Origin of the sequence: Mycolicibacterium aubagnense (assembly GCF_010730955.1) — a bacterium.
GTDB classification, from domain to species: domain Bacteria; phylum Actinomycetota; class Actinomycetes; order Mycobacteriales; family Mycobacteriaceae; genus Mycobacterium; species Mycobacterium aubagnense.
This window is the reverse complement of sequence record NZ_AP022577.1, coordinates 1,747,706-1,769,792: the sequence shown is the minus strand read 5'-3', so window position 1 is coordinate 1,769,792 and position 22,087 is coordinate 1,747,706. Positions and strand designations below refer to the sequence as shown.

Here is a 22,087-nt window from a genome sequence, read left to right as displayed (position 1 = left end):
GTGGCCGGGGGCGCGGATAGGTGGATTCGGCGAAAAAATCCGATCAGAGCGCGGGAGCGTCCGGTCCGGGCCGGTTCGCGGCCCACAACTCAGCGACGGACACCCCGAGCCGGGCCAGCATCCGGCGCAGCAGCGGCAGGCTCAGCCCGATCACGTTGGACGGGTCGCCATCGATGCCGTCGATGAACCAGCTGCCCAGGCCGTCGAGGGTGAACGCGCCGGCCACCCACAGGGGTTCGCCGGTATCCAGGTAGGCGTCCAGGTCTACCGGGCTCGGCTCGCCGAAATGCACTGTGGTGGAACCGAGTTCGGTGACCGCGGCGGTGACGCCGCCGTCGTTCAGACGCAACACACAGTGGCCGGTGTGCAGGGTGGCGCTGCGGCCGGCCATCGAATTCCATTGTCGCCGGGCGACATCGGGGGAGCCGGGTTTACCGGTCAGCCGGCCGTCGAACTCGAGCATCGAATCACAGCCGATCACAAGGCAGTCCGACGACAGGCTCGGATCGAGTGATTCGGCGACCCGCTGGGCCTTGGCCGTCGACAAGGCGCGCACGACGTCACCGGGGCCGGCGTCGCCGAGAGACGCGATGATCGCGTCCTCGTCGACGTCGGATACCAGCACGACCGGTTCGACCCCGGCCTTGCGCAGCACGCTGAGCCGGCCCGAAGAGGCCGAGCCGAGAACGAGCCTCATCAGTGCCGAATCTTCTTCGCGCAAGCGCTCATCAGCGACGAATGAAGGTGCGCTCCACCAGGGTTACCAGCTGCCAGCTGGTGTACGCGTACCGCAGCTTGGAGACCGGGTGACCCCAGTCGTTGCGGTCGCCGGCCTCGGCGGCACCGCCGCCGGAGGCGCTGGCCAGCACCGTCACCAGAGCAGCGAGCTCCTCGTCGGACGGGTTGCCCTTGACGACCTGGAACAGCGGCGCGACGGGCGCTTCCGCGGCGGCATCGGTTTCGGACACGTTGTCGGCGCTCACCACAGCCGAACCGTTCGCGCCGCTCACAGCGGGATGTTCCCGTGCTTCTTCGGCGGCGTCTGGACGATCTTGCGCTCCAGCAGACGCAGCGAGTTGGCGATGTAGCCGCGGGTGTGCGACGGCGGGATGACGGCGTCGACGTAGCCACGCTCGGCGGCGACGTACGGGTTCACCAGGGTGTCCTCGTACTCCTGCTGCAGCTGCAGGCGAAGGGCGTCGACATCGTCGCCGTTGGCCTCGGCGGCCTTGAGCTCGGAGCGGTAGACGAAGCCGACCGCGCCGGAGGCGCCCATGACGGCGATCTGGGCCGTCGGCCACGCCAGGTTGACGTCGCAACCCATGTCCTTGGAACCCATGACGCAGTACGCGCCGCCGTAGGCCTTACGCGTGATGACGGTGATCTTGGCGACCGTGGCCTCACCGTAGGCGTACAGCAGCTTGGCGCCGCGGCGGATGATGCCGTTGTATTCCTGCTCGGTGCCCGGCAGGAAACCCGGGACGTCCACCAGCATGATGATCGGGATGTTGAAGGCGTCGCAGGTGCGGATGAACCGCGCGGCCTTCTCCGAGGCGTTGATGTCCAGGCACCCGGCGAACTGGGTCGGCTGGTTGGCCACAATACCTACGGGGCGACCGTCCACCCGCCCGAAGCCGATGACGATGTTCTGCGCGTAGCCCTGCTGGATCTCGAGGAACTCGTCGTCGTCGAGGATGCGCGAGATGACCTCGTGCATGTCGTACGGCTGGTTCGGCGAATCCGGGATCAGGGTGTCGAGCTCGAGGTCCTCGGCCGTGAGGTTGTCCTCGATGGCACCCGGGTGCGGCGGCGCGGGGAAGCGCGGCGGCTCGGCGTAGTTGTTCGGGGGCAGGTAGCTCAGCAGGTCACGGACGTAGTCCAGGGCGTCCTGCTCGCCGGTGGCGACGTAGTGCACGGTGCCGGACTTGGCCTCATGGGTGTGGGCGCCGCCCAGCTCCTCCATGGTGACCTCTTCGCCGGTGACGGTCTTGATGACGTCCGGGCCGGTGATGAACATCTGGCTGGTCTGATCGACCATGATGATGAAGTCGGTGAGTGCGGGGGAGTACACGTGGCCACCGGCCGCGGCACCCATGATCAGCGAAATCTGGGGGATGACACCCGAGGCCAGGATGTTGTTGCGGAAGATGCGGCTGTACAGACCGAGCGAGACCACACCCTCCTGGATGCGGGCGCCGGCGCCGTCGTTGATGCCGATCAGTGGGCGGCCGGTCTTGATGGCCAGCTCCTGGACCTTGACGATCTTCTCGCCGTAGACCTCGCCGAGGCTGCCGCCGAAGACGGTGGCGTCCTGGCTGAAGATGCAGACCTCGCGGCCGTCGATGGTGCCGTAGCCCGTCACGACACCGTCGCCGATCGGGTGCTTGTCACCCAGTCCGAAGTTGGTGCTGCGGTGCTTGGCCAGCGCGTCCAGCTCGACGAACGACCCCTCGTCCAGCAGGGCCAGGATGCGCTCGCGAGCGGTGAGCTTGCCCTTCTGGTGGACCTTCTCCACGGCGGCCTCGCCGACGGGGTGCAGGGTCTCTTCGGTACGCCTACGCAGGTCTTCCAGCTTGCCCGCGGTGGTGTGGATGTCGATCGCCTTGTCCACCGGTGGCTCGGTCACGCTCGTCATGGCGACGATGTTAACGGTTCTCTAAGAAAGTTGTGAAGGTGGGGTGCTCACTCGGCGGGTCACGCCGGTTTGCGCAAGACCACTGCCGCGAAACTGGTGAGTGCCGGGACCGGGTGCTTGACAAGGAAACGGCTCTTGGCGCGCTCGAGTGCGTCGAGCGGTGGCAGTACGCGGTAGTACCCGTGGCCGTAGGCGCCGGACCAGGATTCGACCTGGAAACCCACGCTTTCGTAACGCTTGATGGCCTTTCGGGTGGGGCCGGTGGTCCAGCGGTAGTAGGCCGGGAACTTCTCGTGGTGCGGGTTCTGCAACCGCCCGGGCTGTAGCTTGCTGATCACGGTGCGCGCCGCCTGCTCGGGGATGAGCAGGTTCACCACGAACGGGAACGCGAACAGGGTCGGGAAGAAATGCACCGAAAGTCCGCCTGGGCGAAGGAGCTTGAAGCAGTTCTCGTGGAACGTGCGGGCGTCGGGCAGGTGCTCGCAGAGCATCTTGGAGAACACCAGGTCGTACGCGTTCAGTTCGTCGTCGATCGGTTTGCAGAGATCGGCGACGCGGGTGTGCACGCGGCTGTTGGCCTTGGCCAGCTCGGTGGCCGAGATGTCGATCACCACCCGGTCGTCGGCGAAGTTCCAGTCGTCGCCGCCGATGATCGGGTTGGCGCCGCCACCGAGTTCGGCGACGGCCTTGACGCCTTCGCGCTCGGCCAGGGCGCGGACGGACTCGTCGTAGCCCTGCCACAGGGTGTCCAGGTCCGTGTAGTCGACGTCCACGTGTGTACCCGTCATCTGCGCACCGTTCATAGATTTTCCGCCCCCGCGACTTGCGCGTCCTGCGTCAGCAGTTTGCTGGTACGCCAATATACACTTCGCGCGCAGGTCCCGCCCGTAACTCGTGCTGAACACCGTTCAGGCCGTGATATTTGCTGAGTGCGCCGCGAGCGCGGCCGCGTCCGGGCGTTCCGCGCGTCACGGGTAATGCCTGGTTGACGCCGCGAGGCCCAGGTCCGACCGGTGGAGCACCCCGCTGGCGAGGGCCGACCGATCGTGCCGGACCGCGCTTAGCTGCGGCGCCACATACGCGTTGTCGGGAGTGGGTCCTGCGCAGGCGCGATGCATTTAGCTTGTCATTTGCGTAAGTTTGCGGTTCGATATGCGTGCCCGTTGTTTGCGGGTAGCTGACTTCACGACCGCCAGACGATCATCAGATCGGCGCAAGGGGATATTCAACAGTGCATTCGACGCGCAAGTACGACGGAGTGGACGGGCCCAAGGTGGCCATCGCCCACGACTACCTGACCCAGTTCGGCGGCGCGGAAAAAGTTGTCCTTTCGATGACCAAGGCGTTCCCGGACGCCCCGCTGTACACCATGCTCTACGACCCGGAGCTGACGTATCCGGAGTTCGCCGACCTCGACATCCGGGTTTCCGCGCTGAACAAGGTCGGCCTGGTTCGGAAGTACCACCGAGCCGCGCTCCCGATCTACCCGCGGGTCGCCGAGTCGATGTACATCGACGCCGACATCGTGCTGGCCAGCTGCAGCGGGTGGTCACACGGTTTCCGCACCAACGGCAAGAAACTCATCTACTGCTACAACCCCGCGCGCTGGCTGTACCAGACCGAGGCCTACCTCGGGGACCACGCGAATCCGATCAAGCGCCTGGGCCTCAAGCTCACCAAGAAACGCTTGCTGGACTGGGACCGCCGGCAGGCCCTCGCGGCCGACAAGTATCTCGCGATCTCGACGATGATCAGCGGCTACGTCAAGAAGGCCTATGACATCGACGCCGAGGTGATGTTCGCGCCCGTCGCGATGTCGCTGTCGTACGCGGTCGAGCCCGTCGACGAGCTCGAGGACAAGGTCGACCTGAGCGATCCGGACGGCAGCTTCTATCTGGTCGTGTGCCGGCTGCTGCCGTACAAGAACGTCGACGTCATCGTGCGGGCGTTCGCGGGGAGTGACCGGCAACTGGTGGTCGTCGGCAACGGGCCCGAGGCCGAGCGCCTGCGGTCGATGAAGACCGACAACGTGACCATGCTCCACAACCTCACCGACGGTCAGATGGCCTGGCTCTACAAGAACTGCAAGGCGCTGATGTCGTCGAGTTTCGAGGACTACGGCCTGACCCCGATCGAGGCGGGCGTGTGGGGCCGGCCGAGCGTCGCCCTGCGCTTCGGTGGCTTCCTCGACACCATCGACGAGGGCACCACCGGCCTGTACTTCGATGAACCGCAACCGGATTCGGTGCGCGAGGCGCTGGACCGATTCGAGTCGGCGACGTGGGACCAGGAGAAGATCAAGCACCACGTCTCCCAATTCACCGAGGACGCATTCAGCGCTCGACTGCATGAAGCGGTCGACAAGCTGGCCGGGTACTGATGGCGCCAGGAGCGACCCCGGTCGCCACACTGAAGGACTACCGGCTGGTGTACGTCGGCCCGGCGGACCACGAGACCGCGGTGGGCGACTATGCCGAGAACCTGACCCGCGCGCTGCGCCCGCACGTCGGCGAGTTGGTCGAGCACCGCACGTTGGGCCCGGGTTCGGACAGCGCGCGGGAAGTCCTGGGGCATCGTCGGGCGGTGGCCGAGCTGGTTGCCGGTGGGAAGCCGGGCCGGGTGCTGGTGCACGCGGAGTTGGCGGCGGGTGCGGTGTCGACGTTCTGGTCCATCGCGGGGTTGCGCGGGGTGCCGGTGACCGCGACGATTCATGATCCGCCGCAGGGCATCTGGTGGCCGGGGCGCACGCGGTTCGTGGCACGGCACAAGCTGGTGATGCACGGGTTGCACTACCCGTTGCGTCCGGTGTCGCGGATGATCGAGGGCATGGTCAACGGCGACCGGACGCTGTTCGCGCTGAGCCAGATCGGCGCGCAGTCCATTCGCGACATCTATCCCAACACCGATGTGGCGTACGCCCCCTATCTGGTCTGTGAGCGGCCCAAGGTCCGCCCCGTGACCGAGCGGCCCAAGGCGGTCGGTTTCTTCGGGCATGTGTACCGGGGCAAGGGTTTTGAACAGATCGCCCGGATTCGCCGGGAGTTGCCCGACGACATCGTGATCCGGGTGGCGGGCCGGGGGACCGAGGCATTGCCGGGCGGTCCGGGCGTGGAGATCGTCGGCGCCGTCGACGGGGCGGCCGAGGACGCGTTCTTCGATTCGGTGCGGGCCGTGGTGATTCCGTACGGCAAGCGGCACTTCTACGCCGAGACCTACCCCGCATCGTCGGTCGCGGCACATGCCATGGCCTACCGCACACCGGTGGTGTGCACGGACTACGGCTCGCTCGCCGAATTCGGCACCGAGACCGGCGCGGTCGTCGTACCCATGGACTCGGACGACCCGACGGCCTTGCCCGCCGGATTCTCCGCGGCCATCGAAGCTTTGCTGGGCGATGACATCCGGCTCAAGGAACTCGAGGCGAACGCCGACCGCACGCGCCGCGAACGTTCCCCGGAGAACGTCGCCGCTGCCTACGCGGCAAAGTGGTCGGAGATGCTGACGCGCCAGGGCCGGCTGCACTGACGGGGCCGAAACACTGTGGTTAACTCGGAATCCGGGACGACGGGAGCGAACAACATGATTGGCGAGCCGGCAACGGCAGACCCGGAGGATGTGGCACGCAAGAAGGCGGCCGCACCGACATTGAAATTGCCACCGGAGCCGGAATGGGAGCTCGGCGAGGACGGCCGCGTCACCTATTACAAGATGCAGAAGATGGGTGTTCGCCGGAAGGCGCGCAACCGCATCGGTGAGCTGCTGTTCAACATGTTCATCACGCACATCCCGTCGCACACCATCCGCCAGGGCTTCCTGCGGCTGTTCGGCGCCACCATCGGTGAGTGGTCGACCATCATGCGCGGCACCACGATCCTGGACATCGAGTTCCTCACCATCGGCAACGGCACGACCATCGGCTTCCGCTGCCTGCTCGACGCGCGGGCCGGCCTGTGGATCGGCGACAACGTCACCATCGCCAGCGATGTGCACCTGCTCGGCGGTGGCCACGACATCAACCATCCCGACTTCCTGCCGATCCCGATCCCGACGGTCGTCGAGGACTACGTCTGGATCGCCAGCCGGGCGATGGTGCTGCCGGCCCTGATCGGCCGCGGCGCCGTGGTCGCCGCGCAGGCGCTGGTGGTCAAAGACGTGGCCCCGCTCGACGTCGTCGGCGGCAATCCCGCCAAAGTGTTCGCCAAGCGAAATCCGGATGCATTGGGCTACAGCGCAAAATATCGGCCCTTGTTCTGCTGATGCCGGTCGATCTTCGCGAGTACCGGTTGGTCTACATCGGGCCGGCCGTAGGCCAGACGGCGGTGGGCGACTACGCCGAGAACTTCGTCAACGCCGTGCGGCCGCTGTTCGGCGAGGTCGTGCAACGTCGCACCCTCGGCCCGGGCGCCGAAACGATTGCCCAGGTGCGAGGGCATCGTCGGGCGGTGGCCGAGCTGGTTGCCGGTGGGAAGCCGGGCCGGGTGCTGGTGCACGCGGAGTTGGCGGCGGGTGCGGTGTCGGCGTTCTGGTCCATCGCGGGGTTGCGCGGGGTGCCGGTGGCGGCGACGATTCATGATCCGCCGCAGGGTATCTGGTGGCCGGCGCGGACGCGGTTCGTGGCACGACATCGACTGGTGATGCACGGGTTGCACTACCCGTTGCGTCCGGTGTCGCGGATGATCGAGGGCATGGTCAACGGCGACCGGACGCTGTTCGCGCTGAGCCAGGTCGGCGCGGACTCCATCAAAGCCACCTATCCCGACACCAACGTCGCCTACGTGCCGCACATCGTTTCCGAACGGCCGCAACTGCGTCCGCTGACCGAGCGGCCGAAGGCGGTCGGTTTCTTCGGGCATGTGTACCGGGGCAAGGGTTTTGAACAGATCGCCCGGATTCGCCGCGAGTTGCCGGACGACATCGTGATCCGGGTGGCGGGCCGGGGGACCGAAGCGCTGACGGGTGGTCCGGGGGTGGAGATCGTCGGCGCCGTCGACGGGGCGGCCGAGGATGCGTTCTTCGATTCGGTGCGGGCCGTGGTGATTCCGTACGGCAAGCGGCACTTTTACGCCGAGACCTACCCCGCGTCCGGCTCGGTGGCCCACGCGATGGCGTACCGGACGCCCGTGGTGTGCACCGACTACGGCGCATTGGCCGAATTGAACGAGCGCACCGGGGCGCTGGTGGTCCGGCCCGGCGACTACCACCCCAACGTGGTGGCGCCGGAATTGGCCAAGGCCATCGTCTCCCTCGTCGACGACGACCAGCGGCTGGCCGAGTTCGGCCGGCACGTCGAGGCCTACCGCGAGGCTTGCTCCGGGCCGCGCACGGCCGAGGCATTCGGCCGGGTGTGGACCGACTTGTTGTCCCGATCAGCTGTGAGCGTGTGACCTGACCGCGCCCGAGGCGCCCACTCGCAATGTGGCGAAGACGCTCATCTCCCTCATCTGGATCTACGGCGGTCGCGGGGTCGGCTTGCTGTGGACGCTGATCCTCGTCCAGCGCCTCGGTGTCTCCGAGTACGGGCTGTACGCCATGGCGACAGTGCTCAACGGCATCGTCGGCAACACCGTCGACAACGCCTTCGCGGTCCGGGCCATCCGGGAATCCGAGGAGCACTTCCTGCGTGAGCGCACCATGCGCTACCTCGTCGCGCTCGGGCTGGTCACCGCGGGCGCCGTCACGTTCGGCGTCAACTACGTCATCGGCTTCGGCCTGATCGTGGCCGGCGGCGAGATCGCGCTGAACGTGGTGAAGAGCCAGTCGGCGCGAGATGGCCACCCCGACAGGGTGTATCGGCTCGACACGGCGCGTCAGTTCTCCAGCGCCGGCGTCGGCGCGGTGTACCTGTACACGTCGGCGCACCCGACGCTCATCCACGCGTCGCTGCTGTACTGCACGCCGTACGTGGTCATCATGGTGGTCGGCGCCCGGTTGGCCGTCGGACACCGGCCTGCGCTGCCCGGCCCGCCCAAGCTGATCGCCGCGCTGAGCGGAGAAATGCTCGGTACCACCCTGTATCTGGGCGGCGACGTGCTGTTGCTCGGCACGCTGGTCGACACCAAGGCCGCGGGCTACTACCAACTGGCGTGGGTCGTCGCGGCGGCCGTGGCGGCCGCCGGCCAGTCGTTCGGGATGACGTACCACGAGCCGCTGCGCGAAAGTGGTGGTGACCCGTCGGCCGGCCCACCGCTGCGCAACATCCTGCGGATGGCGGGGCTCGGCGGCTCGTTGCTGCTGATCATCGGCGGCTGCCTGTTCGCCTTCGGGGCGCCCACCGAGCTGGCCACGACCATGATGATCATGGGCGGCTTCGCCGCGCTGCGCATCTGCATCTTCGTGCTCCAGGTGATCCTGTACACGCAGCGCCGCGACGTCTTCCGGCTCACCATCGCCGTCGGTCTCGTGCCGGTGAAACTCGGCATGGTCGCGGCATTCGCGACGCTGACGCCGCTCGGCTCAGTGGGGGCGGCCATCGCGGCCACTGTCGCCGACGCGATCATGCTGGCCGGGTTCACGTGGGCGGTGTACCGGCCGCGTGAAGTAGAGCCGCCGGCCCCCGAGTCGTCCAACCAGACCCAGGAAACATGACCACCTCGAAGACCGCGTTCATCCTGTCGAAAGACCCGGTGCTGGAACACACCGGCGACGTCGCGCTGGCCCGAATGCTCATGCAGTTGGCCGCAGACTCGTTCGAGGTGTCGGCCATCGCACTGTCGCCCGAGCCCGGCACCGTCACCGCCGACCTGATCCCCGGCGGTCTGCCGCTGGAGCGGGTGCACAAGCCGGCCGTGCGACCGCACCGTCTGCTCATCGACTCCGCGCGGCGGCGTCGCAGCCTGGTGCACGTCCGGTTCGACACCGATGAGCTGGTGCGTGCCATCGACCGCAGTGACGCCGACGTGTTCGTCGCCGAACACAGCTACATGGCCGAATCCTTCTTCCGCAGCAAGCATTTCGGGACGAAGCGGCTCGTCGTCAACACCAACGTGAGTGAGTCGCTGGTCTGGCGGGCCTCGCGGGGGGCACTCGGGCGCATCGAGGAACCACGGCTGATCCGCGACGAACTGCGCGTCGCGCGGGCGGCCGACGGCGTCAGTACCTACGACGCGGAGGAAGCCGAGTACTACCGCGCCAATGGGGTCTCGGGCGCCCGGTTCATGGACATCACCATGCCCCCCGGTACGCAGGTCGACGTCGCGGCCACGCCGCCACGGCTGGTGTTCATGGGCACTCGCGACTGGCCGCCCAACCAGGAGGGGTTCCTGCGCGCCCTCGAACTGTGGCCGCGGATTTCGGCCGGGATCGCCGGTGCCGAACTCTGCGTCATCGGGGCGAAGAAGCCCGGTGCGGCCGACCCGGTCTACCCCGACGGGGTCCGGGACCTGGGCTTCGTCGACGACCTCGGAGCGTTCCTCGGCACTTGCCGAGCGCTGGTCGCGCCCATCAGCACCGGCGGGGGAGTCCGGGTCAAACTGCTCGACACCATCCGGATCGGGCTGCCCGCGGTGGCGACCACCGCCGCCATCGGATCCCTCGGGCCGATCTTCGGATTGCACCCACTGGATGACGACGCCGCGTTCATCGCCGAGTGCCGCCGCCTGCTCACCGATGTGGCGGCCGCGGTCGACCTCGGGAATCGGCTGTACGAGATCAACCGCGGGCGGTGGCAGGACCGGTTGCCGCACCGGGCGGTGGCCGACCTGCTGCGCGGCACCACGCAGCGTCAGGTGTAGTAGACCTGCACGCCGACCCACGGCGCCCAGATCATGTAACCGTGCTGGAAATCGACGCGGTTGCTGCCGTTGACGTAGTGCTCGTCACTGGTGGCCAGCCCCAGTTGCGGTTTCCAGGCCTGCGCGAAGGCGCTCGAGGCCCAGTGGGCACCGGTCTCGGGCGACCACCAGACCCGGAACTGCTGGCCTCCGGAAAAGTCCTGATAGCCATTGGCGAATACGCTCGCAGGGACGGAATTGCGCTGCATCGCAATGTCGGCCGCCGGGCGCGGCGATGACACGTAGCCGCCCGGCATCTCGTAGATGGTGTTGATCGTGCGCACCTGCGCCCATACCGTCGTGGTGGCTTTGAACACCGGGCTCAGGACCGAGCCGTGTGCGGGATCGGTGATCTGGGAAAAGCGCTGGAATTCCGGTGATTTCGGCACTCCGGCGGCGATGGTCGCCGCCAGGTCGGCCGCTGCCGGCTTCGGTGTCCAGTCGCTGCGGTAGAGCCCGACCGTGGCGTCCGCCTGGTTGCTTCCGGTCTGCCGGTCGCGCGTGGTGTACACCATCAGCGGGCCGGTGTACGGCATCTCCTGCCATTTGGTGTAGATGTCCCGCAGGTATGCGGCCTGGGTGGCCTCGTTGACCACCGAGGTGGGCTCGCCGTACTCGGTGGCCCAGATCCGCTTCTCCTCGTCGCCGTTGTCGAGCATCACCTGCCGCATCTGAACCACTTGCAGCACAGGCGAATTCGCGATCAGCATGCCGTCGGAGAACTTCAGGTTGTAGTTGTACGGGTGGAACGACAGCGCGTCGAAGTTCCCCTTGGCGCCTGCGGCGTACATCCCGGCGATGAACCGCACCGGATTGATCGACCACGAGCCGAAGTCCACCACGGCGCCGACGACCCCGCCGATCACGGTCGCGTCCGGGTCGACGCCCTTGATGCGCGGGTAGGCCGCCTTCAGTAGATCGGTGTAGCCGGCGGGATCCGGTGCGGGGCTGTAGAAGAACACCGCGTTCGGTTCATTCCAGATCTCGTACGCGGAGATCTTCCCCTTGTAACGGGTGGCCACCTTCGCCGTGAACGCACCATAGGCGTCCGGGTTGGAAGGCCGGCTGCTCAGCGGCAAGCCGCCCGGCGACATGGCCCAGGGCGGGGTGGCGTTGATGAACGCGATGATCGACATGTTCATGGCGGCAGCGGCATTCACCGTCTTGTCGACCAGGCTCCAGTCGAGCTGGCCGAGGATCGGCTCGACCCCGGCCCACGGGATCATCAATCGGATGGTGTTCACCCGATTGTTGGCCATCAGCGCCAAGGTCCGGTTCACGTCGTCCGGCGACATGCCGTAGATGTCGGAGTCGGCGAAGCCGATCGTGGTCGGCAGCGTGACGACGTTGGCCCGCTCGGCCACGCCCAACCGTTTCGGGGCGTCCCCCGGAATGCCGGTGAGGGCGATGAGGGCACATACCATGCTGCCGGCGATCGCCGACGCCACGCTGGAGAAGCGGCGCGTAGATCGCATCCGACCCTTGCCGGGCATCACGCCACCGCCCTTCGCCGATCAAGTGCGCTGCGGTGCGCAAACGCGCACTCAGTGTGCAGCAGCCAAGGGCGTTTGCTGTGAATCTGCTTGGGCGTGTCGCAGTCTCACCTGATCGCGGCGTTCTCGGTCTATATGCACGAGGAATGCCAGCAAAATGGAGAATTTGAGGGTGGCCGGCGGGATGCCGACCACCGGGTGGTCGAGCTGGAGGGCAACCACGCAGAATCCGATGTAGATACCGCCATACCCGGCCCACGCAAACGAATTGGAGCGAATCGCCCGGTAGCTCATGATGCAACCGATCAGCATGATCGCAAAGAACGCCAGACCCGGGAAAATGCCTCCGCGGTAAATCGTGAGCAGTGGTGCGTTCGACACGTGGTTCAGCACGAAAGCGTAGTTTCCGTCGCGGAATTCGAGTCGGTTCCACCCCTTTCCGAACAACCAGTATCCGGCCATGGTGTCGGGGAATTCCCGGATGGCATCAATTCGGGAAGTGGAACCGACGTCGTCACTGCTGAACGAGTGCGCGAATCTGGTCCGCACCTCGGGTATCGCCGCCGCGGCGCCGAAGCCGGCGACCATCGCGGTGATGGCGAGTGCGCGGTCCCTCGACCGCATGGTGTGGAAGGCCAGTACCAGCACCGCCCCGCCGACGATGGTGAACATGCCGGCCCGGCTCAGGGTGAGCAGCAGCGCGACGAGGAAGATGCCGGTCACGACGATGCGCTGCCAGCCCGCCAGCACGACCAGGCCGACGGCGATCGACACCACCAGCGCAATACCTTCCGCGTTGGGGTCCACCGAGGTGCCGCCCAGTCGCATGGACCGTTCGGCGCCACCTTCGGCAAATGCGAAGCGAGTGGCGGTGTACTCCGCCGCGTAACCGAAGACCCGCAGGTATTTGAAGGACGTCTGGTTCGGGTCGAACGCCACGATGTACAAGCCGAATACCGCATTGGCCAGCGTCGCGTAGACGAATATGCGGCCGAACTTCTCCAGATGTTCACCCGACAAGCTGCTCAGTGCGATCGCGACCAGGGTGACCGCGGACCACCGGACGATCTGGATGACGTCGCCCATGCCCACGCCGGTTACCGCGACCGACGCGATCGAGGTGACCACCAGCGCGATAATCGACCATTCCAACGGGTGAATCGGGCGGGCCAGTCGCGGATGGACGAACAACGCAACCACCGCACCGAATGCGAACGGTAGATATAAGGGGACGTGAACGCCCGGGAAATACCCGAAAGGCAGCGCGCCGGTGACGACCGCCAATCCGTACAAGAACCACAGCGGATGCCGTAGTCCGATATAGATGCCCGCAATCAGGGCGGCAATGGCGACAATGCCCAACAAAGTGATCTGGCCGAAAGACGTCGCCAACCAGACCAAGCCCACGATCACAGCCAGAATCCCGGCCGATGATTTAAGATTGCCGAGTTGACCCAAACGGGCGTTCATGCCGACTATGTTGTCAGCTCAACCAGCTAAGCTCAAGCAGGTTGCCCGGGCCATGGCGAGTCTGAATGGTCGGCCCGGTACCCAGCCGCTAATCTGTGAGCCGTCGCATTGCTGAAATAAGGGGCACGACCTTGGAGATCAAAGAGTACCTGCGGATATTCGGCCGGTACTGGTGGGCGATCGTGATCCTGGCGGTCGTCGGGGGCGTCGCGGGCTGGTCGTGGTGGCAATTCGGCGATCGCGAGTACCAGTCCAGTGCGACGCTGTTCGTGGCGACCCAGAACGGCACGTCGGTCACCGAGGCCTACCAGAACAACCTGTTCTCCCAGGACCGCGTGAACTCCTACGCCACCCTTGCCATGAGCGAGCAGGTTGCCGCGCGTGCGGTGGATCAGCTCAAGGCCAACATCTCAGCCAGCGAATTGCGGTCGAAGATCACGGCCGTTCCGCTGCCGAAGACCGTGTTGTTGCAGGTCTCGGTCACCGACAAGGACCCGGGGCAGGCTCAGACCTATGCCAGCGCGGTCGCCGATCAGCTGGCCGGGTTGGTTGGCGAACTCGAGACCTCCCGGCGCGGCGGGAGCCCCGCCGCCGGCGCCATCGTGGTGGACGAGGCCGGTTATCCGACCAAGCCCCTTGGGTATTCGATGATCACCCGGATCGGCATGGGTATCGCCGGTGGCACGGTCCTCGGGCTCATCGTGGCGATCGCCCTCGGCATCATCGACCGCCGGATCCGCGGGCGTGAGCGGGTGGCCGACCTCAGTGGTTCGCTGCTCATGGGCGCGCTGCCCGCGGACCCGGCCCGGAGCAAGGCGCCCGTGGTCGATCTGGCCGCCGACGGCGCCTACGCGGAGGCTCTGCGCGAGCTCCGCAATAATTTGCGGTTCACCGTGCCGGCAAACCGTGACGAACCCGCTCGGGTGATCGCGGTGGCCAGCCCGTCGCCGTCCGACGGCCGCACGACGGTGGCCGTCGATCTGGCCGCCGTGCTCGCCGAGACCGGCAAGCGCGTCGTGCTCGTGGACGGTGACCTGCGCAACCCGGCGGTGGCGCAGCGATTGGACCTGACGCCGGCGGCCCGCCAGGGGGCGGCCGATCGCGGCCTGAGCACCGTGCTGGTCGGTGAGAACACCCTCGCCGAAGGTTTGATTTCCGAGGTTTCCGTCGGTCAGCATCGGATCGCGGTGTTGCCCGCAGGTCCTGCCACCACGCGTCCGGGTGAGCTGTGGGCGGGCGACCACACCGCGAGCCTGTTCGCCGAACTGTCCGGCCAGTTCGACTATGTCGTCGTGGATACGCCGCCCCTGGGCAAGTACAACGACGGTGCCGTCGCGGCCGCGCTTTCGGACGGTGCGTTGTTGGTCGGTCGCATTCGCCACACCACCGGCAGCGCGCTCACTCGCGCCGTGCAGACGCTGAAGTCTGCCAACGCGGTGCTGATCGGCTCGGTCGCCACCGACGAACCGGGCGAGTTCAAGATCCACCTCGGCGGGTCCGACGGCCCGAAGTCCGGCGGCGGCAAGAAGTCGGCAGCCAAGGCCGAACCCACGGCCGAACCCCAGGCCGAATCCCCGTCCGAGGCCAAGACGGCGGCGCATCAGAAGCCGTGATGCGTCAGGTTGAGTTGCGGCGCACGGTACTGGCACTGGCTGCGGTGCTGGTCACCGTGGCTGCGTGCGGCCAGTCAGGTCCGGTGCCGCCGCGTCCGGGTGACGACGTCCGTCCCACCCGGGACCTCACCCCGATGTTCCCGGGGGCCGAGGCGCTCCCCGCGCCCGATCTCACCGATGACGGCCCGGGTTCCCTGGTCGAGTTGAAGCCCGTCAAGGGTGACCGCAGCTTCGACGAGGCAGGTGCCACCGCGGCGCGCATCGTCTACCGCTCGACCAGCGGCGTGGATGGCCGTCCGATACAGGTCAGCGCGCTGATCGCGGTGCCCCCGGGCCCGGCGCCCAAGGGCGGCTGGCCGATCATCTCCTTCGGGCACGACACCACCGGGCTGCTGCCCAAGTGCGCGCCGACCCTCGCCCCGCAGTTCTGGGGCTATTCCACAGGGATGTCGGTGTATCTGCGGCGCGGCTTCGCCATCGCCCTGTCCGACTACCAGGGGCTCGGTATCGACCCGGGTTCAGCCGCCCGGCAGCACTCCATCCTGGATACGGCCAGCCTGGGAAACAGCATCATCGATGCCGCGCGCGCGATCCATCGCGCCGTACCGTCCACCAGCACCAACTGGGGTGCGCTTGGAGCCGGTGAAGGGGGCCTGGCCGCGTGGGCCGCGGCGGAACGCAACGGGGCCTACGGCGCGGGCATGAACATGGTCGGCGCGGTGGCGGTCAACCCGATCGCCGATCTGGCGCCGCTCGCCGACCCGGACCGCACGGCCGCGCTGGCGACCGCCGATCAGTACCGGCTGCAGATTCGGATGCTGCAGAGCCTGCAGACCATGCAGCCGGACTTCGACCTCGACGCGCACCGTTCGGCGAAACTCAAGGACCAGTGGGACCTGTTGGTCGACTGCGCCCCGCGGGACGTCGCGGCCGCTCAACTGGCGCTGAACCAGTTGACGCCCAACGATTTTCAGGCCAAGGACGCCGCCGCCGTAGCGGACCTGAAGCGTCGCCTCGGCGCGGTCGCATTGCCCAGTCCGGCTGCGGGGCCGAATGATCCACCGGTGCTGGTGGCGTTCGGCACGGCCGACACGGTGAACCCGCCGGCCGGCATACTGACGGCCGCCGGGGCCGCCTGCGCCCGCGGCCAACAGATCGTGATGATGCGCGGTGTGGGGGACACCGGCCAGATCAACGACCAGACGATGCAGAACGCGCTGGCCTGGCTGCAGGCGCGGTTCGACGGGGAGCGCCTATCCGACGTCTGTGTGGGCGCGACGTGATCACCCCGACCGGTGTGCCGCGGGTGCGCGACTACTTCCTGTTCGTGAAGAACAGCTGGCTGCTGGTGCTGGTCACCACCATCGTGAGCGCGGCGGTGGGCTGGGTGAACTGGGAAAACGCCAAACCCGAGTACCAGTCGACCGCGTCGGCGTTCGTCAGGACCGAGGGCAGTGCGTCGCCGCTGGACGCCTATTACGGCGACGCCAACATGCTCGGCCTGATGGAGACCTACCGGCAGCTGGCCACCAGCACGCAGATCACCGCACCGATCATCCAGAAGCTGGGCCTCATCGAGTCCGACAAGGAACTCGCCGCCCGGATCGTCATACTGCCCAGTGCCACAGCGATGTTGAATGTCACGGTCACCGGCGGTGACGCCGACCAGACCACGCAGATCGCGCACGAGGTCGTGAGCGACCTGGTCACGGTGGGCAACCGGCTGGCCCTGGTCGCCGGTACCAGCGCGACGCTCGTCGTCATCGACGACGCCAGCCCGGCTGAACGCGTGGGCGGGGTGTGGTCCTATGTCATGACCGGAGCGGCTCTCGGTTTCGCGCTGTGCGTACTCGCGGTGATCGCGCGGGCACTCATCCTCGACCGGGTGCAGAGTCGTCGGCACCTCGAGCGGGTGGTCACCGACGCGAGCGCCGGGACGTCGGGATGAACTTGCGGCGGCTGCGGCGCGCGGTCTCGGCCGGCCTGCTGGTCGCGGTGTGCCTGACCGCGCCGGCCTGCCAGAGCGATTCGGCACCGAAAAAAGCTGGGCCCGTTACGGTCCCGGGTATCGACCTCAAACCCGACACCACGGGTGCCGGCCAGGTGCCCGGCGCGCTCGTCTCGGCGTCCACGTTCCCCACGCTGGATCTGCGGCTGAAATCGGCGGTGTCGCTCGCGGCCCGCATCGAGTACACGTCGACCTCAGGGATCACCGGTGAGCACACCGAGGTGCCGGGTTCGGTGTTCGTGCCGAACGGTACGCCGCCGCCGGGCGGCTGGCCGATAGTCGTTTTCGGCCACGCGACGTCCGGCATGCAGCGGGAGTGCGGGCCGTCCGGTTCTTCGACGCTGGCCGGGCTGTCCCTGCCGATCACCGCGTTGGTCAAAGCCGGCTACCTGGTGAGCCTGCCGGACTATCAGGGGCTCGGCCCGGGCACCGCGGGCCATCCGTACGCCGACGCCACGACGGTGGGCTACAACGTCATCGACGCGGCGCGCGCGGCGCACAAGCTGGTGCCGGAGTCCTCGGACCGCTGGCTGGCCGTCGGGGTGTCCCAGGGCGGTCAAGCCGCCTGGGCCGCAAACGAACTCGCCGCCCACTACGGCACCGGACTGAACCTCGTCGGCGCCGTCAGCCTGTCACCGGCCACCGATCTCACCGGGCTGGCCTCCGGAGCCGCGGCCGGCAGCCTGTCGAAAGAGCAGGACGCCATCCTGCAGCTGATCCTCGCCGCCCTCGCGGCCGAGAACCCGTCGCTGAACCTGCAGGACTATCGCCGCGGTGCGGTCGCCGAGCACTGGGACGTCCTCGCCTCCTGCCACACCGAAGACGCCGCCGCCCGGGCCGCGGCCATCGAGAAGATCACGCCCGACGATCTGCGGCCCGCGAGCCCGCAGGCGGAGGCGACCCTGCAGGGACTGCTGGCCAAGCGGAGCCTGCCCAAGGAGCCGACGTCCGCGCCGATGCTGGTGATGTACGGCGGTCAGGACACGCTGCTGCCGCCGGACTGGACGAACAAGGCGCTCGCCGCCGCGTGCCGCCTGGGCGACGTCATCGACATCATGTTCCAGCCCACCAAGGGGCACGCCGACATCGATGTGGCCTCGTCCTACGACTGGATCAAGGACCGCTTCGACGGTGTCCCCGCGCCGAACAGTTGCCCATCTTTCATATCCACGGTATCCACGCAGGGAGCAGGACAGTGAACGCGCCGACCTCGCCACAGGTCCGGACCCGGGCCCGCATCATCGGGCTGGACGGCGCCCGCGGACTGTCGTGCCTGGGCGTCGCCGTCATGCACGTCACCGGTCACTACTCACCCCTGACCGCCTACCACTGGAAGACCAACCTGGTCGGGCTGTCGCTGATCTTCTTCTACGCACTCAGCGGGTTCCTGCTGTTCCTGCCGTACGTGCGCAACCTGATCGAGCAGCGCGAACTGCCGAGCACCGCGAACTTCGCCGTCCACCGGATCGCCCGGATTCTGCCCGGCTACCTGGTGATCTTCCTGCTCTGCAACTACCTGCTGCAGATCGTCTACGTGCAGAACGCGTCGCTGCAGCCGACCCGCACCGAAGACGGCACCGGCATGATCACCGACCCGTGGCAGCTGATCGCCAACCTCACCCTGACCCAGTCGTACATCCCGAAGTACTTCCAGACGGGGCTGAACCCGTCGTGGTCACTGACGCTGGAATATGCCTTCTACCTGTCGATCCCGCTGCTGGGCATGCTGCTGTTCGCCCTCGGCCGGCGCGCCACGATGCGGCCGTGGCTGATCGTGTCGCTGGGGCCGGCGCTGCTGATCGCGCTCGGATTCATCGGCCGGGCCTTCGTGCCGTGGATGATCTCGGCGCTGCACCTGACTGATCCGACGGAGATCAACTGGGGCGCCAACTGGGTCGCGGTCTACACCAAGACGTTCCTGACCAACTCGGACACCTTCGCGTTCGGCATGGCCGCCGCGGTGCTGGTGGTGGCCATGGAGCACAAGGTGATTCGCGAGAAGCTCAGCCGCCGCGTCCGGCTCTACAGCTTCTTGGCGATGTTCCCGGTCGGCGTGGTGATGCTGGGCCTGATCGCCCTGGCCAACCCGTACGCGACGTCGGCCCTGGCGCTGTTGTGCGCGCTGGCAATCCTGGTGATCGTCGCGCCGCTGTTCCGCGCGGAGCGGTCCGGGCTGGCCGAGCTGCTGGACACCGCGCCGTTCCGGTTCGTCGGCAAGGTCTCGCTGTCGGCGTATCTCTGGCATTTCCCGCTGATGCTGCTGCTGGGCCGCTGGGGCCTGATGGCCGGCGACACGTTCCCCGGCATGCTGCGCAACGTGGCGCTCGTCCTGGCGGTGACACTGGTGGTGTCGGCCGTCACGTACTACACAGTGGAAGACCCCGTCATGAAGTTCGCCAAGCGGTACCGCACCAGGTGGTCCTGAATGCGCCGTGCGATCCAGTGGGGTGCCGCGGTTGCCGCTCTGCTTCTGATCGCGGCGTCGCTGCCGGTGATGTGGCAGGTCGGCAGCTGGGCGCTGGACAAACTGCGGCACGGTGGGATCGGTGACCCGGTGCCGGTCCGGACCGCCGACCTCACGGCCTCCGGCCCGGGCAGCCTGATCAGCGCGATGACCATGCCCGCCCTGACCAACTCGGTAGAGGGCAAGGATCTGCAGGCCGCCCGGGTGGTCTACCGATCCACCTCCGGTGACACCGATGCACCGACGGTCGTGTCGGGATCGGTGTTCACTCCCATGGGCCAGGCGCCCGACGGTGGCTGGCCGGTGATGGCGCTGGCCCACGGCACCACCGGCATCGACCAGTCCTGCGCGCCGTCGCTCTCGGCGAATCTGCTCGGCAACGTGACGCTGGTTCAGGGCTTCGTTCACCTCGGCTTCGCGGTTGCGCTCGCCGACTACCAGGGGCTGGGTGCGCCCGGCGTCCACCCCTACACCGACAGCCGCACCGCGGGTCGCAACGTCATCGACTCGGTGCGGGCCCTGCGCCACACCTTCCGCGACATCTCGAACCGCTGGGCCGTGTTCGGCGGCTCGCAGGGCGGCGGTGCGGCGTGGGCCGCCGACGAACAGGCCAGGACGTATGCTCCCGAACTCGACCTGATCGGCGCGGCGGCCAGTGTGCCGTCGGCGGATGTGGCGGGCATCGTCGACAAGGCTGTGTCCGGGACCATGACCAAGGACCAGGAAGCGGCGTTCCAGGCCATCATCGAGTCGCTGGCCAGGCTGCATCCGGACCTGAACCGCGACGACTACCGCCGGGGCGCGGCGGCCAGGTACTGGAAGGTGCTGTCGGCGTGTTCTGGGCCCGACGTCGCCTACCGCGCCACCGCCATCGATGCGATCGGGCCCGGCGACCTCGCGCCGGTGGACGCGGCGGCAGCCGACCGGTTGCGTCGCTACCTGCGGGACTGGGCGCTGCCGCAGCAGCCGTTGTCGGCCCCCATGTCGGTGGTATACGGCGGCAAGGACACCTTCCTTGACCCGGAGTGGACCAAGGCTGCCATCGCGCGCGCGTGTTCGCTGGGCGGTACTGTGGTCTGGAATTTTCAGCCGGACGGTGGGCACGCCGATATCGACGGTCCGGGTCAATTGCGGTGGCTGGCAGAACGATTCAGGGGAGGCGAGGCGGTCAATGACTGTCCTGCGCAGGGGACCACGTAATCCCGACGGTGACAGCCCGATTCATCAGCAGTTGCTGATCGAGGCGAAATGCATCGTGAAGCGCCTCATCGCGCCCCGCGGCACACCCGTCGAGGTCCCGGAGCGGCCATACCTGATCCTGCCCATCCTCGGGCAGTCCAACGCGTTCGGCATGGGGCTGCCCGTCGAGCCCGACGGGTTGGACCGGCCACATCCGCTGGTGCACCAGTGGGCGATGTGCGGGCCGTCGAAAGGCACCGCGGTATTGGCGACGCAGCCACTGCTACACGAAATACCGTGTAAATACGTCGGTTTCGGGCCCACGTTCGCCAAGCAACTCGCTGAGGCGACCGGCCGCGCGGTGCTGCTGATTCCCGGTGCCCGGGGCGACACCTCCTTCACCCCGAAAAACGGGCACACCTGGGATCCGGCCGACCGTAAGACCCGGGTGAACCTGTACCGCCGGGCCGTGGCGGCCATCGATGCGGCACTGGCCTGTTTTCCGGGTAGCGAGATCGCCACCGTGCTCTGGCACCAGGGGGAGACCGACGTGCCGCTGATCTCCGGCGCGCAATACCAGGCCAAGCTCGATTCGCTGATCGGGGACATGCGCGCGCGGTACGGCGCCGGCCTGCCGTTCGTCCTGGGGCAGATGGTGCCCGAGGAGATGGAGCTGAGCGGCAAGCCGTACGCGGCCATCGACGCCGTGCACGCCGACACCCCGAACCGTTGGCCACTGAGCACCTTCGTGCCGGGACCGCGCGATTCGTTCAACAGCCCGGATGATCGGCACTACAGCGCCGCCGGGCAGCGCGAGCTGGGCCGCCGTATGTGGCAGCAGTACCGCGAGATGTGTGGCGGACAACTGGCGGAATATGCCGCGCGTTGAACTCGGCCGAGTCATTCGTCGTGTCATCGCTGTGGTCACGATCGTGCTGCTCGTCGATGTCGGGCTGGCCGGCGTGGCGTTGTTCGCCAACGCCAAATCTGATCCACTGCAGCGGGCCGACGCGATCATCGTCCTGGCCGGCGAACATGACGGCCGCGAACAGTACGGGCTGAGCCTGGCCCGGCAGGGCTGGGCCCGCACGGTCGTGCTGTCCGATCCGTATGTGCCCGGCGACCCGCAAATGAAGAGCGCCTGCGCGCCGGCGCCGGGTGTCGAGGTGATCTGCCCGAAGCCGGAGGTCCTGACGACCCGCGGCGAGGCCATGATGATGCGCCAGCTCTCCGAAGGCCGCGGATGGCACCGCATCATCGTGGTCAGCTGGCGGTACCACCTCCCGCGCGCGCGGTTGGTCTTCCGCCAGTGCTATTCGACCAGCCCTGGTTCGGTGGTTGCCGTGGCCCTGCCCCGGGACTACGACTTCTCACCGATCGGGTGGGAACTGACGTTCTTCTACCAGTTTGCCGGGTTTGCAAAGGCCGCCCTCCAGGGACACTGTGCTTGAGCTGC

The 22,087-nt window shown here is 67.4% G+C and carries 20 protein-coding genes; 14 read left to right on the top strand and 6 right to left on the bottom strand.

Annotated elements, in window-relative coordinates:
• Positions 1-43: 43 nt before the first annotated feature.
• The 4 genes from G6N59_RS08745 to G6N59_RS08730 form a co-directional block, all read right to left on the bottom strand.
• The gene (locus G6N59_RS08745) at positions 44-697 is read right to left on the bottom strand and encodes a Maf family protein (protein ID WP_138231789.1); all 654 of its coding nucleotides are present in this window, start codon (positions 695-697) and stop codon (positions 44-46) included.
• A gap of 31 nt (positions 698-728) precedes the next feature.
• Complete coding sequence (locus tag G6N59_RS08740) at positions 729-926, bottom strand: acyl-CoA carboxylase subunit epsilon (protein WP_155901803.1); 198 nt, start codon at positions 924-926, stop codon at positions 729-731.
• An 80-nt stretch (positions 927-1,006) separates the two neighbouring features.
• Positions 1,007-2,635, bottom strand: coding sequence for an acyl-CoA carboxylase subunit beta (locus G6N59_RS08735; protein WP_138231788.1), 1,629 nt, complete (start codon positions 2,633-2,635; stop codon positions 1,007-1,009).
• A 59-nt stretch (positions 2,636-2,694) separates the two neighbouring features.
• A complete protein-coding gene (locus G6N59_RS08730) occupies positions 2,695-3,423 on the bottom strand; it encodes a class I SAM-dependent methyltransferase (protein ID WP_234884342.1) in 729 nt (242 codons plus the stop codon).
• 443 nt (positions 3,424-3,866) lie between these two features.
• Here G6N59_RS08730 and G6N59_RS08725 point away from each other — a divergent pair, with 443 nt between their 5' ends.
• The 6 genes from G6N59_RS08725 to G6N59_RS08700 are packed head-to-tail and all read left to right on the top strand — an operon-like array spanning position 3,867 to position 10,365.
• Positions 3,867-5,015 carry a glycosyltransferase gene (locus tag G6N59_RS08725; RefSeq protein WP_234884341.1) on the top strand — a complete coding sequence of 383 codons (1,149 nt, stop codon included), beginning with the start codon at positions 3,867-3,869 and terminating at the stop codon, positions 5,013-5,015.
• Positions 5,015-6,160 (top strand): glycosyltransferase, encoded by a 1,146-nt coding sequence (locus G6N59_RS08720; RefSeq protein ID WP_138231786.1) that lies wholly within the window; start codon positions 5,015-5,017, stop codon positions 6,158-6,160. The genes G6N59_RS08725 and G6N59_RS08720 overlap by 1 nt, the downstream gene beginning before the upstream one ends.
• 54 nt (positions 6,161-6,214) lie before the next feature.
• Complete coding sequence (locus tag G6N59_RS08715; protein WP_170212426.1) at positions 6,215-6,892, top strand: acyltransferase; 678 nt, start codon at positions 6,215-6,217, stop codon at positions 6,890-6,892.
• On the top strand, positions 6,892-8,019 hold the full coding sequence (locus G6N59_RS08710; protein WP_138231785.1) for a glycosyltransferase family 4 protein: 1,128 nt from the start codon (positions 6,892-6,894) through the stop codon (positions 8,017-8,019). The genes G6N59_RS08715 and G6N59_RS08710 overlap by 1 nt, the downstream gene beginning before the upstream one ends.
• A gap of 31 nt (positions 8,020-8,050) precedes the next feature.
• Positions 8,051-9,220: a polysaccharide biosynthesis protein gene (locus tag G6N59_RS08705; RefSeq protein ID WP_138231784.1), complete on the top strand. Its 1,170-nt coding sequence runs from the start codon at positions 8,051-8,053 to the stop codon at positions 9,218-9,220.
• The gene (locus G6N59_RS08700) at positions 9,217-10,365 is read left to right on the top strand and encodes a glycosyltransferase (RefSeq protein WP_138231783.1); all 1,149 of its coding nucleotides are present in this window, start codon (positions 9,217-9,219) and stop codon (positions 10,363-10,365) included. Before G6N59_RS08705 ends, G6N59_RS08700 begins: the two co-directional genes overlap by 4 nt.
• Here G6N59_RS08700 and G6N59_RS08695 read toward each other — a convergent pair.
• Both G6N59_RS08695 and G6N59_RS08690 read right to left on the bottom strand, forming a co-directional pair.
• Positions 10,356-11,897, bottom strand: coding sequence for a cellulase family glycosylhydrolase (locus G6N59_RS08695; protein ID WP_234884340.1), 1,542 nt, complete (start codon positions 11,895-11,897; stop codon positions 10,356-10,358). The two genes, G6N59_RS08700 and G6N59_RS08695, sit on opposite strands and share 10 nt — an antisense overlap.
• 51 nt (positions 11,898-11,948) lie before the next feature.
• Positions 11,949-13,367 carry an O-antigen ligase family protein gene (locus G6N59_RS08690; protein ID WP_138231782.1) on the bottom strand — a complete coding sequence of 473 codons (1,419 nt, stop codon included), beginning with the start codon at positions 13,365-13,367 and terminating at the stop codon, positions 11,949-11,951.
• Positions 13,368-13,498: 131 nt separating this feature from the next.
• Between G6N59_RS08690 and G6N59_RS08685 the strand changes: the two genes are divergently transcribed.
• From G6N59_RS08685 to G6N59_RS08650, 8 genes are read left to right on the top strand one after another with little or no spacing between them, the layout of a single operon-like run.
• Entirely contained in the window at positions 13,499-14,980 is a 1,482-nt protein-coding gene (locus G6N59_RS08685; RefSeq protein WP_138231781.1) for a tyrosine-protein kinase domain-containing protein, read from the top strand.
• The gene (locus tag G6N59_RS08680; RefSeq protein ID WP_138231780.1) at positions 14,980-16,263 is read left to right on the top strand and encodes a lipase family protein; all 1,284 of its coding nucleotides are present in this window, start codon (positions 14,980-14,982) and stop codon (positions 16,261-16,263) included. The genes G6N59_RS08685 and G6N59_RS08680 overlap by 1 nt, the downstream gene beginning before the upstream one ends.
• A complete protein-coding gene (locus G6N59_RS08675; RefSeq protein ID WP_163911135.1) occupies positions 16,260-16,928 on the top strand; it encodes a YveK family protein in 669 nt (222 codons plus the stop codon). Before G6N59_RS08680 ends, G6N59_RS08675 begins: the two co-directional genes overlap by 4 nt.
• Positions 16,925-18,187, top strand: a complete 1,263-nt coding sequence (locus G6N59_RS08670) for an alpha/beta hydrolase (protein WP_138231778.1) — start codon at positions 16,925-16,927, stop codon at positions 18,185-18,187. The genes G6N59_RS08675 and G6N59_RS08670 overlap by 4 nt, the downstream gene beginning before the upstream one ends.
• Positions 18,184-19,413 carry an acyltransferase family protein gene (locus G6N59_RS08665; protein ID WP_138231777.1) on the top strand — a complete coding sequence of 410 codons (1,230 nt, stop codon included), beginning with the start codon at positions 18,184-18,186 and terminating at the stop codon, positions 19,411-19,413. The genes G6N59_RS08670 and G6N59_RS08665 overlap by 4 nt, the downstream gene beginning before the upstream one ends.
• Complete coding sequence (locus tag G6N59_RS08660) at positions 19,414-20,652, top strand: lipase family protein (protein ID WP_138231776.1); 1,239 nt, start codon at positions 19,414-19,416, stop codon at positions 20,650-20,652. It begins immediately after the preceding gene.
• Positions 20,624-21,520: a sialate O-acetylesterase gene (locus tag G6N59_RS08655; protein WP_138231775.1), complete on the top strand. Its 897-nt coding sequence runs from the start codon at positions 20,624-20,626 to the stop codon at positions 21,518-21,520. The genes G6N59_RS08660 and G6N59_RS08655 overlap by 29 nt, the downstream gene beginning before the upstream one ends.
• Positions 21,507-22,082: a YdcF family protein gene (locus tag G6N59_RS08650; RefSeq protein ID WP_138231774.1), complete on the top strand. Its 576-nt coding sequence runs from the start codon at positions 21,507-21,509 to the stop codon at positions 22,080-22,082. Before G6N59_RS08655 ends, G6N59_RS08650 begins: the two co-directional genes overlap by 14 nt.
• The last annotated feature ends 5 nt before the right edge of the window (positions 22,083-22,087 follow it).